Origin of the sequence: Parvibium lacunae, from assembly GCF_003335215.1 — a bacterium.
GTDB lineage: Bacteria > Pseudomonadota > Gammaproteobacteria > Burkholderiales > Burkholderiaceae_D > Parvibium > Parvibium lacunae.
Genome location: NZ_QPGB01000006.1, coordinates 63,992 through 79,045 on the forward strand (window position 1 = coordinate 63,992; position 15,054 = coordinate 79,045).

Annotated in this window: 15 protein-coding genes; 3 read left to right on the top strand and 12 right to left on the bottom strand. The window is 55.1% G+C overall.

The annotated features are described in order from the left end of the window. Positions 1-2: 2 nt before the first annotated feature. The 6 genes from DU000_RS11435 to DU000_RS11465 all read right to left on the bottom strand — a co-directional run bounded on the left by DU000_RS11435 (position 3) and on the right by DU000_RS11465 (position 7,138). On the bottom strand, positions 3-1,601 hold the full coding sequence (locus DU000_RS11435) for a tetratricopeptide repeat protein (protein ID WP_114403545.1): 1,599 nt from the start codon (positions 1,599-1,601) through the stop codon (positions 3-5). A gap of 28 nt (positions 1,602-1,629) precedes the next feature. Then, complete coding sequence (gene mshL, locus DU000_RS11440) at positions 1,630-3,555, bottom strand: pilus (MSHA type) biogenesis protein MshL (protein WP_114403546.1); 1,926 nt, start codon at positions 3,553-3,555, stop codon at positions 1,630-1,632. 333 nt (positions 3,556-3,888) lie between these two features. Continuing rightward, positions 3,889-5,412: an AAA family ATPase gene (locus DU000_RS11450; RefSeq protein WP_114403548.1), complete on the bottom strand. Its 1,524-nt coding sequence runs from the start codon at positions 5,410-5,412 to the stop codon at positions 3,889-3,891. A 12-nt stretch (positions 5,413-5,424) separates the two neighbouring features. Beyond that, the gene (locus tag DU000_RS11455; protein ID WP_114403549.1) at positions 5,425-6,240 is read right to left on the bottom strand and encodes an ABC transporter ATP-binding protein; all 816 of its coding nucleotides are present in this window, start codon (positions 6,238-6,240) and stop codon (positions 5,425-5,427) included. A 59-nt stretch (positions 6,241-6,299) separates the two neighbouring features. After that, on the bottom strand, positions 6,300-6,485 hold the full coding sequence (locus tag DU000_RS13195) for an anti-sigma factor family protein (RefSeq protein WP_114403550.1): 186 nt from the start codon (positions 6,483-6,485) through the stop codon (positions 6,300-6,302). Next, positions 6,482-7,138 carry a sigma-70 family RNA polymerase sigma factor gene (locus DU000_RS11465; RefSeq protein ID WP_420812149.1) on the bottom strand — a complete coding sequence of 219 codons (657 nt, stop codon included), beginning with the start codon at positions 7,136-7,138 and terminating at the stop codon, positions 6,482-6,484. The genes DU000_RS13195 and DU000_RS11465 overlap by 4 nt, the downstream gene beginning before the upstream one ends. 25 nt (positions 7,139-7,163) lie before the next feature. Here DU000_RS11465 and argB point away from each other — a divergent pair, with 25 nt between their 5' ends. Both argB and DU000_RS11475 read left to right on the top strand, forming a co-directional pair. Continuing rightward, positions 7,164-8,063 carry an acetylglutamate kinase gene (gene argB / locus DU000_RS11470; protein WP_114403551.1) on the top strand — a complete coding sequence of 300 codons (900 nt, stop codon included), beginning with the start codon at positions 7,164-7,166 and terminating at the stop codon, positions 8,061-8,063. Positions 8,064-8,074: 11 nt separating this feature from the next. Continuing rightward, positions 8,075-9,382, top strand: a complete 1,308-nt coding sequence (locus DU000_RS11475) for a multifunctional CCA addition/repair protein (protein WP_114403552.1) — start codon at positions 8,075-8,077, stop codon at positions 9,380-9,382. Here DU000_RS11475 and DU000_RS11480 read toward each other — a convergent pair whose 3' ends face one another. The 4 genes from DU000_RS11480 to bufA2 all read right to left on the bottom strand — a co-directional run bounded on the left by DU000_RS11480 (position 9,383) and on the right by bufA2 (position 12,227). Beyond that, positions 9,383-9,823, bottom strand: a complete 441-nt coding sequence (locus DU000_RS11480; protein WP_114403553.1) for a hypothetical protein — start codon at positions 9,821-9,823, stop codon at positions 9,383-9,385. It abuts the gene before it with no gap. Positions 9,824-10,044: 221 nt separating this feature from the next. Then, the gene (locus DU000_RS11485; RefSeq protein ID WP_114403554.1) at positions 10,045-10,944 is read right to left on the bottom strand and encodes an HvfC/BufC N-terminal domain-containing protein; all 900 of its coding nucleotides are present in this window, start codon (positions 10,942-10,944) and stop codon (positions 10,045-10,047) included. Then, positions 10,944-11,861, bottom strand: a complete 918-nt coding sequence (gene bufB, locus DU000_RS11490) for an MNIO family bufferin maturase (protein ID WP_240001886.1) — start codon at positions 11,859-11,861, stop codon at positions 10,944-10,946. Before bufB ends, DU000_RS11485 begins: the two co-directional genes overlap by 1 nt. A gap of 84 nt (positions 11,862-11,945) precedes the next feature. Beyond that, positions 11,946-12,227, bottom strand: a complete 282-nt coding sequence (gene bufA2 / locus DU000_RS11495) for a BufA2 family periplasmic bufferin-type metallophore (protein WP_114403556.1) — start codon at positions 12,225-12,227, stop codon at positions 11,946-11,948. A gap of 104 nt (positions 12,228-12,331) precedes the next feature. Here bufA2 and DU000_RS11500 point away from each other — a divergent pair, with 104 nt between their 5' ends. Continuing rightward, positions 12,332-12,685 carry a RidA family protein gene (locus DU000_RS11500; protein ID WP_114403557.1) on the top strand — a complete coding sequence of 118 codons (354 nt, stop codon included), beginning with the start codon at positions 12,332-12,334 and terminating at the stop codon, positions 12,683-12,685. 5 nt (positions 12,686-12,690) lie between these two features. On the opposite strand, the gene DU000_RS11505 is transcribed toward DU000_RS11500, so the two are convergent. Then, entirely contained in the window at positions 12,691-13,392 is a 702-nt protein-coding gene (locus DU000_RS11505; RefSeq protein WP_240001887.1) for a queuosine precursor transporter, read from the bottom strand. Between the two features lie 161 nt (positions 13,393-13,553). Beyond that, entirely contained in the window at positions 13,554-15,050 is a 1,497-nt protein-coding gene (locus DU000_RS11510; protein WP_114403559.1) for a glutamate synthase subunit beta, read from the bottom strand. Positions 15,051-15,054: the final 4 nt, after the last annotated feature.

The following is a 15,054-nucleotide window of genomic DNA, read 5'->3' on the forward strand; positions in this document are numbered from 1 at the left end:
CGTTATTGACCGCTTTTTTCTACCGTCGGCGCGTTATCAAGCGGGCCACCCAGGCTTTGTAAACGTTGGGTTGCAACTGCGGTATCAAATTGAGCTGGGCGTGTTTTTGCTAACATCAGCGCCTTGCTGTAATACTGCCGTGCCAGTTGCCGCTGCCGAATCTGGTCCAAACTCACCGCGAGATTGAAACAATAGTCAGGGTGCGTGCCATCTTGCGTGTGCGCTTTGAAAAAAGCCTCTTGCGCATCATGCCAACGACCTTGACGCCCCAATTGCAAGCCCAAGGTAAAGTTAGCCGCAGCGCCGTCAGCCCCGCTGGTTGACGCCAGAAGCTTAAGCTGACTTTCATCATTGGCGCCCGCCGGGCGGAGCAAGCTGGTCAGGCTTTGCGCATAAGGATTACGGGGGTCGAGCTGCAACACACGCTGCACATACTGTGCCGCCAACTCAGGCTGTTTTTGCTGAATCGCCACTGCTGCCAAGCCATTCAAGGCATCGACATTGCGGCCATCAACTTGCAAAGCTTGCTGATAAGCACTTTCTGCCAGCGCCCACTGTCCGGCCTGCAAGGCCTGATAACCACGCTCTAGCGGGTTGTCTGCAGGTAGGGCACGCTGAATTTGCAGGCGCGATGCTGCAGCCGGTGGGGCGGCAGAGGCGGGGGCGACAAGGGGCGAAGCAGGGACAGGCGCCACGGGCGCTGACTCTGCTTGAGGCTTCACCACGGTTCTCTCGGCCGTGACGTTGGGCGCAGCCACGCTGGATTTAACTGCCCCTATCCGACTCGTTTTTGCTACTACGGCAGGTGGCGGCGTCTCTTGCGCCATCGGCGACGTTGCTGCTGGGGTAACAGAATTCAGGGTAGAGGATGGGGCAACAGGCTCAACCATCGCAGCAGACGGGGTTCCCAGCATCGCTACACCCGCGCCACCTGGCGCGGGGGGTTGTGTAAGCTGCCCAAATTGCCACCACAGCCCCGCAGCAACGGCCCCAGTGAGAACGAGTAGCGCGGCGTACCAACCGCCACGACGGCGACTATCAGCCTGTCGATTGGGATCCACGCGAGCAAAGCGCTGAGCAGCCTGACGCCGATCTGCCATTGGGTCAACCGCGGGCGTGCTGGCGCGTGGTGACTGAGATGGCGGCGTAAGGGACGGTCTAGGGGGCTGCGGTGTCGCGGCCACCGGCGTAGCCGTTAGCGGCGCGGCAACGCTTGAGGCATCCTTTTCTGCGCCGGCAATAGGTGCGGCGGCGCTTTTCGGTGCGAGCGGCTCTTCGGCCGTGCTGGCTGTCGCAACCTGAGTAGCGGCGGGCGTGAGCGGATCAAGCGGCCAATCCAAATCAGTTAAAGCTGGCGCGCTCGCGGGCTCTGTGGCCAGTGCGGCGCGGGAGTCTATGTCTGGCACGGTTGATACCGCTAAGGACGAACCTGCCTCAGCCTCAGGGCTTAATGCTGGAGTCAAGGTGTCTGGCGTTAGCGCTGGAAAATCTAAACTCCCAGCGGCTGGCGCTGTAACTGCCGGCGCTGACGGTACCTGCGCCACGGGCGGCTGCGCCGCTTTATGTTCGGCTTTTTTGAGGGCTTGCAGCAATAAACTCATCGCATTAATCCTGCGTTAGGGCCGCTGCTTAGCGGGGGTCAGTACTGCTACGCCGAGGGCGGGTGAAAAAGTCTGCCTCCGGTTGCAGTGACTGCAGGCTGGCGTAATCACCTTCTAAACTGGCCTGGCGAATGACGATTGGCCGCAGGAAAATCACCAATTCACTTTTTACCGCCGTGTTACTGCGGTATTTGAATAAATTACCCACATAGGGAATGCTGCCTAAGCCGGGGACGCTGTCATCCTGATCATTAATCGAATCCTGCATAAGGCCCCCCATCACCGCAATATCGCCATCAGAAACGCGAATCACAGACTCCATTTCCCGCGTCTCTATCTCAGGAATACGGCTGACCACACCAGCTTGTGCGAGGGGTGGGCTGGGGTCATTCACATACCCGGTAATCCTTGAAATGGTTGGACGGACATTAATGCTGACCTGCCCACTCGCTTCAATCTGTGGGGTAACGCTCATGAGAAACCCTACCGGCACAGTATTGGGCGTCGAGGTATAAACGACCAGTGGCGCTGTGGTTGCCGTACCGGGCGTGACGTTAACACTGGTGGTGAAATACACCTTGTTATTGACCACTTTGAGCATTGCCGTCTGATTATTGAGAACACTGATTTTCGGGCTGGAGAGCACGCGGACGTTCCCAAACGATTCGAGCAAAGAAATTGCCCCCGCGATGTTGCCAAAAAAGCGCGCATCGGTATTGGTGTAACGCAAGGCAAACAAGCCGGGGGTCGGCAAACCTGCGCCATAAATGCCCCCACTCACCCCGGCAGTGGTGCTGCCACCAAAAATTAACCCACCCGGACCCGAATTGGGTTGTAAGCCACTGGCGAAATTATTTGAGCCCTGCGGCTGCATGGTCAACGCCAGCCCCGTGCCATCAGTACGCAACCGTTGCCAGTTAATGCCTTGTTGATACTGATCAGATAGCTGCACCTCAACCACGGTTGCCTCGATCAACACTTGCCGTTTAGCCGCGAGCATGACCTGATCTAAAAACTCTTGAACCTTTTCATGCTGCCGACTGGTCGCCCGCACCGAAATGACCCCGGTTTCGGGGTGCGCGATAACGGCAGCGGCCTCACGAAAGGTCACGCGGCGGACGGTGGTCGTCTGGTTATCACTGCGTGCCGCCGGGTTGGGGCTGCCTGCCAAGTTGGTGGGGGGGGTGCGTGGGGCAACCCGCGCCGCGCCTGCTGCTGCCCCCGTACCCGTGGTGGCTTCTTGGCGTGCCGTTTCTGTGGTGGTTTCAGAAGACCCTTCCGGCAAAATTTTGTCCGTTTCTCGCAGTAACTCACGCACGTTGGTTACCAGGGTATCCCAGAAGTTATTGGTGGTACTGGTGGTGACTTGGGTGGTCGAATTATTACTACTCGCGCCGCCAGACACTGTCGTGCTGGCACCGGTTGAAGCGGGGGTCCCCCCGGATGAAGAAACTTGCGTGGCGATGGTTGAGGTTGAACGGGATTCGCGGGTGATATTGACGTAATCAATGCGGTAGTGCTTGAGATAAGGGGTATCGGGCAAGATGGTAAGTTGCTTACCTTCTATCTCATAGCGCATATCAATCTGTTTACTGATACGGTTTAATAATTGCGGCAGCGTTTGATCAATGGCGTTCAAGGTGACCGTGCCGGTGATTCCTGGGTGAATATCGATGTTCAGCTTCGCGTCTCGCGCCAGGGCAAATAACAAATCAGCCGCCTCAACGTTATTCACCACCACGCTGTAGGTCTCGACCTTGAGCGGGCTGCTCGGTTTTGGTGGCAAGGGGGCGCTATTGACCATCGCCGGAATCGCCGCGTTCGCTTCGCTCAATTTCGGGGCTTGAATCACATGCTGGTCAGTATTGACGGTCCGCAGCGGGCGCTTCTGCGGCGGGCTGCAACCCTGCAAGCCTGCAAGCAGCAGGCAGGCAGCACTTGAGCTTGCGAACATGGTCACAAGACGAGGTGCTAGTGCTATACAAGTCAACAACTTGGAGATATCCATCGCTGCCTTTATCGAAAAAGTGGCCTTTCTGCCACCTATTTCCCTCATTCTGATTGCCACGCAGGCAGTGTTGCTGGAGAGGCGCAGAGCAACCTGCTGCACCACTATTATCTGCGACCAACTGGGCACGACCTGACCCCGGCACGCAGACAATCCATCCCTTCACACCGCAAACCATTAATGACATTGGTTGAGCTTAATTCAGGCTGGCTGGCCTGCAAACAGGGATAAACCGCATTCACCCAGAACTGGCGGGTTTTGTTGCGGGTTTGCCATAGTTTATCGGCGGGAATCCGCGATTTCTTGATGAATCCCAGTCCGGGTGCGAATTTGGATCAGCGCAGGCCGAATTTCCGGGGGTAAGCGGCGGATTGCCTGCTGGGCCTCTTCGCGCGAACTAAACGGACCAAACAGTAAGCCCAAGCGCCCTGCTGTTGCTAAATCCAGAGCGGGAGATTGCCAATACGCCAAGACTCCCACGCCAGCATTGGCCCGTGCGAGTTGCTGCTGAATGCGCACAAGCTCTGCTTCCACCGCGTGTTGGCGGTCTGCGCGAAATAACCCAATTTGTACCGCATAGCCCGCCGGGTTGAGCGATGGGTCGCTGGCAGCTGAACCGGCCGTGGCAGCTCCAAGCCAAGTAGCCCCCGCCGCTAAGGCAGTCCGCAACACCGGTCCGAGTTGCGCAGTAACGGCAGTATCGAGATGGGCAGCAGCAGGCGCTGGCGCGACGGGGGGTGGCGTAATGCCCGTCTTGCTGGTGCCAACCTCTGGCATGTCAGTCTTGGTGGGGATAGCGGGTGCAGTGGGTACAGCTGGTGCCGCATTCACTGGCAGCTTGGCTGTGGGCACCGTTGGCGGGGTGAGCATCGCCGGCTGCTGCGTTCGTAGCCACCAGCCCAAACTCAGTCCCATCACCAATAGCAACGCTCCCGCACAGAAGAGTGGCCAATGGCGGAATGGCTGGCTGGCCCCAGTCATCTTGAGCCAGCCGCGCCGCTGGTAACCAGAATCTTTAACCGCCAGGCGCACCTGCTTGTCGGTAACTTGAAATTGGTTTTCGGCAAAAGCCGCCAACAACGCTTTATCCGCCAAAATATTGACCCGGCGAGTCAATCCCAATGAGTAACGGGCGAGATATTTTTCCGCAGCAGGTGTGAATAACCGCGGCCCGGTGTAGCCCGCAGACTGCAAGCGAAAGGCAATATATTCGCCTACCGTGTCACGCCGTAAGGGCTGTAAATGAAATTGCTGGGTAATACGCTCAAGCAATTGACGCATGCTCGGTAAACTGAGATTTTCATCGAGCTCTTGCTGACCAAACAAAATAATTTGTAGCAGACGGTGGCGATTAGATTCCAGATTGGATAGCAGACGGATCTCTTCCAACGTTTCTAGTGGCATCGCATGCGCTTCATCTACCAAGATAACCACCCGCCGGCCTTCGCTGTAACGCTCGATTAATACTGCCTGTAGCGTACGAAGCAGCGCAGCAGGCCGCTGCGCACCGACCTCCAGGCCTAGCTCTTGCGCAATGACGGCCAGAATCTCGTCACGCCCCAATGAGGGATTGGCTAAATAGACCACGGTCGTTTGGGTCGCCAGCCGCTCTAATAACATCCGACAGAGCATTGTTTTACCACTCCCCACTTCGCCGGTGACCTTGATGATGCCTTCTTCATGCAAGGCGGCATATTCCAGTGCCGCGAGAATGGCCCCGCGTTCCGCCCCACTGAAAAAGAAATCGGTGTGCGGGGTAATTCGAAAAGGGTGTTCACGTAAACCAAAGTGGTCTAAATACATCCGTCTCTCTCGCTAAATTGATGCCGCTGGGACTGTTGCTGGTGACGCCGCTTGTGTGGGTGGCGTTTCAATCATGCTTAAAAACAGTGGCTCAAGGGGCGCTGCTGGGTCTAATTGGGCCTGACTGCGTAAGGCGGCAAGCGAACCCGCATAACGTAACTGCCCACCATGCAGCACGATCAGCGAATCCGCCAATTGATCAAGTTCATGTAAATGATGGGTCGTAAAGAGCAAACTGGTGCCGGCGGCCCGTTGTGCTTGTAACACGGAACGTAACTCGGCCCGCGCCAATGGATCAAGACCACTCATCGGCTCATCCAAGAGCCAAATGGGGCGCTGCGCCAACCGCAAGGCCAATAACGCCAGCTTTTGTTGCATACCTTTTGAATAATGGCGTTGGGCTTGCCCTAAACAAGCAGGGGCCAACCCCATTTGCGCCGCTTGCGCATGACAGCGCGACTGCAACTGACGATCCCAGCTCACCCCATATAAACCGAGTTGGGTTTTCAAAAAATCGAGGCCGGTGAGATAGGTCGGGGTTAAATGGCGCTCGGGTAAAAAAGCCAATTGCTGGCGGGCCTTGGGTTGACGCGCCGAGATCCCGGCTAGTCGAATGTGGCCCTGATAGTGGGTCACAAAATTGAGAATACACCGCAGCAGGCTGGTTTTACCTGCGCCATTCAGCCCGACAATGGCGGTGCTGGTGCCCGGCATCACCGCTAAGTTAATGCCATTCAGGATCATGAAGGGCGATTGACCACGCCAGCGCGCCCAGGGGCTTAACGGCACAGTCAAGGACAGATTGTCGATCTCAAGCAAGGGCATCATGGCCACAGTCTACGTGATTTGCGCCGCAATGCCTAACCGCTAGCCACGAATACGCAGGATTAGTCGCGCTGGCGTTGCATCCTTACTGCAGCGCGCATGAGGCCCAGTTGCCGATCAAAGTTTCTGCAATTGCCACATAAACCAAGGTGGATGCGCAGGGCCAATCGTTCGCCTAATCCGAGCGCGCGATCTTGTTTTTCGCACAGTAGCCGTGCTGCCTGTCTGCAGGAATACCCTAATTTCATGCTGCAACCGCTCCAAACCAATTTAATTCCAAGCACTCTTTAAGACGCATCCGAGCGCGATAGAGCATTACCCAGCAGTTAGACGTAGAAATCGCCAATTCCTTACAAATTTCATCGGTTTCTAGTTCCAGCCATTCGCGCATCATAAAAATACGGGCTGTATTGGCGGGCAATTTATCGAGACATAGCTCCAGCACGCGAAAAAAATCTGTTCGCTCAAGTGTCGCCGCCGGTTCCCCCCAGTGGCTTTGCGGGCTCACCCAGTGCCCCTGTTGGTCAAACAAGGCCTCTAGCGCTTCATCTGCTGAACTGTCTTCGCTGGTTTCTACCTGAACTTCCCGCTGCTGTTTGCGCAGTTGGTCAATGATTTTGTGCTTCAAGATGCCAGTAACCCAGGTTTTCAATGACGAATTTCCGGCAAATGCCGATGGTTTTTCAAGCGCTGCCAGCAGCGTTTCGCTGACCACATCTTCCGCCCAGGTGGCATTTCGGAGTTGCGACAAGGCAAAGCGGTAAAGACTGGGGCGCAGAGCTGCTAAGGCCTCTTCGAAGTTAGGTGGGGCCGCTGTTGCGTTATCACTGAGCATATTTCCTCCGAGGATTTTGTCGCGCATTGCCGCAAAGGGAAAAGTTGGCGTTAAAATTTGTTGCATTCTACCTTTATTAAGAGAAACCACCATGACAAGCGCCCCTACCTCTCAGGCAATTAACCCAACCACCAAAGCGGAAGTGCTGGCACGTGCCCTGCCCTACATCAAACGCTTTCATGGCAAAACGATCGTGATCAAATATGGCGGCAATGCCATGACTGACCCCGCCTTGCAAGCCAGCTTCGCCAGCGACGTTGTACTCCTCAAGTTGGTTGGCATGAACCCCGTGGTTGTGCATGGCGGTGGCCCGCAGATTGATGAGGCGCTTAACAAGATTGGTAAAAAAGGAACCTTTATTCAAGGAATGCGCGTGACGGATGCCGAAACCATGGAGGTGGTGGAATGGGTACTGGGGGGCGAGGTCCAGCAAGATATCGTTGGGCTGATCAACTTTGCCGGTGGCAAAGCAGTGGGCTTGACCGGGCGTGACGGGGGGCTCATCCGCGCGCACAAGCTAAAAATGGCGGATCGTGACGATCCCAGTAAATGGCACGATGTGGGACAAGTGGGCGAAATCGAGTCGATCGACCCCGCTGTTGTCCGGGCGCTGCAGGATGATCAATTCATCCCAGTGATTTCACCGATTGGCTTTGGCGCTGACAATGAAAGTTACAACATCAACGCCGATCTGGTGGCAGGTAAGCTCGCCGAAGTATTAAAGGCTGAAAAACTGGTACTGCTCACGAACACCCCCGGCGTTCTGGACAAGCAGGGCCAACTGCTCTCTGGGCTCACCGCAAAACGCATCGATGAATTATTTGCAGACGGGACAATTTCCGGGGGGATGTTGCCGAAAATCTCCTCGGCCCTGGATGCGGCCAAAAATGGCGTGAATTCGGTCCATATTATTGATGGCCGCGTACCTCACTGCCTGCTGCTGGAAATCCTCACTGATGAAGGCGTTGGCACCATGATCAAATCGCACTAAGTCTGCGCGGCGTGGTCAATTCTCTTTCCAGCCAACACGGCTTACCGCCAAGCGTTGCGGTTTACTGCGTTGGTGGCGCAGTACGTGATCGCTTGCTCGGGTTACCGATTCAAGATCGCGATTGGGTTGTGGTGGGGGCTACACCAGCCATGATGTTAGCGGCGGGCTACTTGCCAGTCGGCCAGGATTTTCCTGTATTCCTACACCCCCGTACCAAACAAGAGTATGCCCTGGCTCGGACAGAACGTAAAACCGCGCAGGGCTATCATGGTTTTCAGTTTTATTGCGCGCCAGATGTCACGCTAGAGCAAGACCTGGCACGGCGTGATCTCACCATTAACGCCATGGCGGAAGATGCCTCAGGCGCGCTGATCGACCCCTACGGCGGGCAGGCAGATTTGGCCGCCAAATGCTTACGTCATGTGGGGCCAGCATTTACAGAAGATCCGGTGCGCTTATTGCGACTAGCCCGTTTCGCGGCGCGTTTGCCAGAGTTTTCTGTTGCCCCGACCACCGCCGACCTGCTCGCTGCTTTGGTGACCAGTGGCGAATTGGATGCGTTGATCCCAGAGCGGGTCTGGCAGGAATTGAGCCAGGGCCTGATGACTGCGGCCCCTGCCCGCATGCTGCAGGTCTTGCGGCAATGTGGCGCTCTGGCGCGCATCTTGCCAGAAGTGGATGCGCTTTATGGGGTTCCCCAGCGGGCTGATTACCATCCTGAAATTGATACAGGTCTGCATGTCGAGCTAGTACTCAATCTAGCCGCCCAGTTGGATAGCCCCTTGAGTGTGCGGTTTGCCGCCCTCACCCACGATTTAGGTAAAGCGGGGACACCCGCTCACGTATTGCCGCGCCACCTCGGGCACGAAAGCCGCAGTGTCGCCCTGATTGGGCCTCTATGTGAACGCTTGCGCGTACCGAATGACTGTCGTGAACTCGCGCTGTTGGTGGCCCAAGAGCACGGGCATATTCACGGTAGTCTGACGTTGAGTGCGCCTGCGATTGTCAGGCTACTGGAGCGCTGCGACGCTTGGCGGCGACCACAACGCTTTGCCGATTGTTTGTTGGCCTGTGAAGCGGATTACCGAGGCCGCGCGGGTTGGGGACAGAAAACCTATCCAGCTGCAGCACACCTTCAGGCAGCACTGGCCGCAACTCAAACGGTAAAGAGTGGGGAGATTGCTCAAACACTCAAAGCGACTGGGGCTGAACTGCCACAAGCGACCGCCAGCGCGGCTATGCCTACCCGTATCAAGCAAGCCATTTTTGCTGCACGGGTCGCCGCAATCGAGCCGCTATTATTAACGGCCCAGTCCTAGTTATTCTTCATCCAGAATCTGGACTGTTGGCGCAGTGCGCCATTCGCAAAAAGCCTGGTATAAAAAAGCCACGCACAATAGGGCGAGACTCAGCAGCCACCAGCGTAGCCCCCAGCCGTAAGCCGTAATATCAACCCACTGCGGTTTGAAACTGATTGGCACCTGACGTAGAAACAAAAAGCTGAGCCCGAGTAGCAAGGCAATCACCGCAGCGATTAAGCCCCGTCGAGTCTGTTTATTGAGTGCGCAAGTCAGCGCATAAAAATACACCGGGTTAGCAAGCCAAGCCACAATACCGTAACGCAACCCGAGCCAGCCAATGATAAGCAAACCTGGGCCGCGTGCATACAACTCAGGCAATTCATGTTGGATTAAAAAGCTTGTTTGAGTGAGCCCAAGAATCCAACATACTGCACTTAAAACGACAAGAAAAGTACCCATATGCGCTTTCTGCCAGTGACGCTTTTACCAATAATTATGTCCAGTGTATTTACCGGGAGTTCGATAATAGAGGGTAGCTGATTATTTGACTATATGTATAAGCCAATTCGTTATATGTATGCACCCATGCTATATCGGCATAACCAGTCTTGGCTAGTCCTCAAGTAGCGCTAGATCAAAAGTGCGGCTTTATTGCATCAATCTGCTTATAAAGTAATGATTTAGCAGGCTGCTTGCAAGCCCACCAGAACCCCCGATTCCATCCAAGCGAGTAGATACTGACCCAAGAGCGCGGGGTCTGCATCAGGGGTCGTCTGTTGCCATTGTTGACAAACTTCTGCGAAAGACAGGCAGGGCGTGGCGGCAAGCAGCGTGAGCAGTGCCGATTCCTGTGGGTCTAAAGAACGAAAATGAGGCTGCCAACCCTGACGCCAGATCACGACCGTTTGCGGGGCGGGTAGGCGCTCGGTAGTCGGCGTTGGGAGAGGCGGAATGGGCGCACTGGCGGTCACTAACGCCTCGTCATGCGGCGCTTCTAAATGCGCCTCTAAGGCCCGCCACAGAGAAAGAGTGTTGTATTCAAAGCGGCAAATACGCAAGCGTGGTGCGAGTTGCCACCCGGTTTTAGTCCAATCTATCGTGGGATCAGCCAAGATACCCGGCGCCAATATAGCGGTATCAGGCGCATCAAAAACATCACGTAAAGCCCAATCTAACTGCGCCAATTCAACGACTTCTGGCTCATGCCATGTGAACCCCGTCGTTTGCTGCTGCAACCAAGTGGGCAATGAAGCTCCATAGTCCCGCAAGGTCGGCGCCTGGGGCGGGCAAGCGGCAAGATAGGCCAGCGCCATGATATTGAAGTCTACCTCTCCTAGCCAGGCGTAGACGCGCGAATAAGTATCTGCCAAGGTTTCTTGCAAGCGGGCGCGGTAAGCGTGATGGTAAATCTGTAAACGCCGTTGACGATCAATCCCAGCCGCAGACGTTATCCCAATCCAGTCCAAGGCAGTCGTCATTGCTGGTTCAGCCAGAATCGCTGCCTGACATACCGAAAGGGCTTGCTGCCAATCGAGTGGGCTGATTGCAGCAGCGGCAGGGCGGGTGTTATCTGCTGCCATTATGCGGTCTGGGTTTGGGCTGAGCTTGTGATGTTAGCTGCATATGGCGGCTGTCTACTCGCGCTAACGACACCGGTGTCTGCCGCCGCGCCCGCCGTTTGGGTGATTGCGCGCGCCTGCGCTAACTCGTTGAGGAGATCTGGCAGCGGTGGAATCGCGTCATCCCGTTCCAACAAGGTCGGGATACTTTTTCCGGCTGCCTGCCAAGCGCTGACGCAGCGTGCGTATAACGCCCACACCGGTGCCGAAACAGGATGGTCGTGCGTGTCAATCAGATGATCGCCGTGGTCTGTGTAGCCAGCCAAATGGATTTGGCGAATCGCCTGCACCGGCACTTGCTGCAGGTAGTCCCATGCTGACCAACCATGGTTCACGCTACTCACATAGACATTATTGATATCGAGCAATAATTCACAGCCGGTTCGTTGCTGGAGCGTGCGAATAAAGTCGATTTCACTCAGGGTATTGCAGGCAAACTCAAAATAGGTAGAAGGGTTCTCTAAGACCAGTGGTCGTTTCAAACGGTCTTGGACTTGTTGCACTTTGCTGACGATATGTGTCAGCGAATCCTCGGTGTACGGTAAGGGCAACAGATCATGTAAATTGTGGCCGTGCGCCCCAGTCCAGCAGAGATGGTCCGACACCCACAGGGGTTCAACCCGTTCAATCAGGGTTTCCAATGCCGTCAGATAGGCGTCATCCAGCGGCGCGGGGGCGCCAATCGACAGTGAGACGCCATGCATCACGATGGGGTAATCGGCACGAATCTGATCCAGCATCGCCATTGGCTTACCCCCTGCCAATAGATAATTTTCAGAAATAATTTCGAAAAAATCGAGGTCAGGCTGGGATTCCAAAATCGCGTGATAATGATTCGGGCGTAAACCGAGTCCAAACTGAGGTTGTGTTGCGCGCACGAGCAGGTCTTTCTAGCTTACCAACAAACGATGGGCATGCAACGCCAGCCTAAGCCAGGCGCTGCAGTGCCAAGGATATGGCGATTAAATGTCGCCGATAGTACCGCCCTTTGCCAAGCATTCGCCTGCCGCTGCAGCCTTGAAGCCATGCCCTTTACAGCCATTTTGCCCTTTGCAGCTGTGTTCAGCTGTTTTGCAATCGCTATTACCTTTACAGTCATGAATGTTGTAGCAGTGAACTTTGTCATTTGCTGCAATCGCCTTACCACTGCTACCCTTAGGGGCAGGAGCAGCGTTAGCAGCGGCAGCCAATACAAACGCCGCTGCTGTCGCGGCGAAAAGTTGTGAGGTCATATTTTTTTGCATGGGATTTCTCCAAGAGTTGTAAAATGAGCGGGCGACCATAGAAACGTTCACCACCTCCTGTAGTCGCCGTCATGTCGTTATCCTTACACCCCACCTGAAAAAATATGAGTGATCTAAAACGCTTCCATGTTGGCCCGCGCCTCTCCGAAACCGCCATTTTCAACCGAGTGATTTATTTAGCGGGGCAAATCGCCGAAGACACCACGCAAGATATTGAAGGCCAAACGCGCGAAGTCTTGGGCCATATCGACCGCTTACTCGCTGAAGCGGGCAGTGACAAGACGCGCTTGCTGCAAGTGCAGTGCTACCTCAGCGATATGCAATATTTCGCTGGGTTTAACCGCGTGTGGGATGCCTGGGTCCCGGCGGGGAACACGCCACCCCGAGCGACGGTGGAAGCGAGGCTCGCCAATCCTCAGTGCCTGGTTGAAATCGTGGTGGTCGCGGCGCAACAATAAGACTTCTAGACCTTTAAGCTGAACGGCGTGAAGTTGGTATGGCGGTCGTAGTAGTCTTCCTGCTCAGCACGCTTGAGGAACGCGACCACCCGATAGGTCACTGGGGTCATCAGCACTTCCCAGCTGGTTTTCAAGACATATTGCGCCACCGCCACCGCAAATAATTGCTCATTGGGCCAGATGCCATAAAACGCAATCACATAAAACAAACTCGAATCAACCAACTCGCCCACCAACGTAGAGCCGATCGTCCGCATCCATAACTGTTTTCCTTGGGTTAATAATTTCATCTTGGCTAAGACAAAACTATTGGCAAAACTGCCGCAACAAAACGCAATGATTGAGCCTAATACTATGCGCGGGGTGTTGCCGAACACCCCTTCCAAATGGGCTTGATAGGTTTGCATAAAGGCATTGTTGGCGGGCGGTAACTGCAACACGATCCAAGACATGAGGCTGGCAAACAGCAGCGCACCAAAGCCCGCCCAAACAGCGCGACGATCGTATTTGTACCCATAAACCTCGGTCAGAATGTCGCCAAAGATATAGGAGATTGGGAAAAACAACACCCCAGCGCTAAAGGTCACCGCCCCCACAATCGGCAACGTGAGCTGCGCCGCTTTCGCGGCCCCAATCAAATTGGAGCAGAGCAGCACACACACAAACGCGGCCATGATGAAGTCGTAGTATTTATAAGCGCGAGACATGGCGACCATCCGTTAACAGAGAATCGCTATTGTAGCGATCTCTGTACCGCGTGCGCAGGGTGGGCTTAGATTTAAGCGTGACGTATGTCCGTGCATCATTCCAACGGCGGCCTTGAATGCGACCATCTGTTTATTCACATTGGTCTCACAGGCCAGCGAACTCAGCGCGGCAACGTGCTGCAACCCATCAGGAACTCATCCACAGCGCGGGCGCATTGCCGCCCTTCACGAATCGCCCAAACAACTAAGGATTGCCCGCGGCGCATGTCGCCGGCGGCAAAGACGTTAGGTACATTGGTAGCATAGGCAAGTTTGCCTTCGGGGCCGTTGTCGGTTGCAGCACGAGCATTGCCACGGGCATCGGTATCAACGCCAAAGGCGCCCAATACACTGCCGACCGGCGCCACAAAGCCCATCGCGAGCAACACTAAATCAGCCGGCCAATGCTGTTCAGAATCAGGGACTTCGCTCATGGTCATTTGCCCTGTTTGTGGGTCTTTTTGCCATTCCACCCGGGCGGTGACCACGGCAGTAACGCGGCCATTCTTGCCCTCGAACCGTTTGGTCGTAATTGCCCAATCCCGCTGACAGCCTTCTTCGTGCGAGGAAGAGGTGCGCAACTTCAAGGGCCAGTAGGGCCAGGTTAAGGCTTTATTCTCTTGCGCAGGGGGCTGTGGCATTAATTCAAATTGGGTCACCGACTGCGCCCCCTGTCGGTTGGATGTGCCGACACAATCAGAGCCAGTATCGCCTCCACCGATGACGATGACGTGCTTGCCAGTCGCCAGCAATTGTGCGGGCAAGCTATCGCCTGCATTGACTCGGTTTTGCTGCGGTAAAAACTCCATCGCAAAATGTATCCCCGACAACTCACGGCCTGGTGTGTTCAAATCACGAGGCTGCTCAGCCCCGCCCGCCAAGATGATCGCATCGAATTCAGCCTGCAATTCAGTAACCGATATCTGCTGCTTGGCTAAATTGGTCACGGTTGTTTGTGTAGGCCAATCGCCTACCAGGGTGCTGGTTTTGAAAACAACCCCTTCTTGCTCCAGTTGCTGCACACGACGGTCAATGTGATTTTTTTCCATCTTGAAATCGGGAATACCGTAGCGCAGCAAGCCACCGATTCGGTCATTTTTTTCAAATACAGTTACAGCATGGCCCGCCCGCGCAAGCTGTTGGGCAGCTGCTAACCCGGCAGGCCCAGACCCAATGATCGCAACTTTTTTACCGGTTTTTTGGGCAGCAGGTTGTGGTTGTACCCAACCGTTTTCCCAGGCCTTATCGATAATTGCATGTTCAATCGATTTAATGCCCACCGGGTCACGGTTGATCCCTAGCGTGCAGGCTGCCTCACAAGGCGCAGGACAAATGCGCCCCGTAAATTCAGGAAAATTATTGGTACTGTGCAACACCGCCAAGGCATTACGCCAATCTTGTTGATACACCAGATCATTAAAATCAGGAATGATGTTGTTGACCGGGCAACCATTGTTGCAAAAAGGAATACCGCAATCCATGCAGCGCGCCCCTTGTTGGCTCGCTTGCTTATCGCTCAGGCGCAATACAAATTCACGATAGTGTTTGAGCCGAGCTGGCGGGGCCTCATACGCTTCCGCTTGACGCTCAATCTCCATGAAACCAGTAATTTTTCCCATCTTG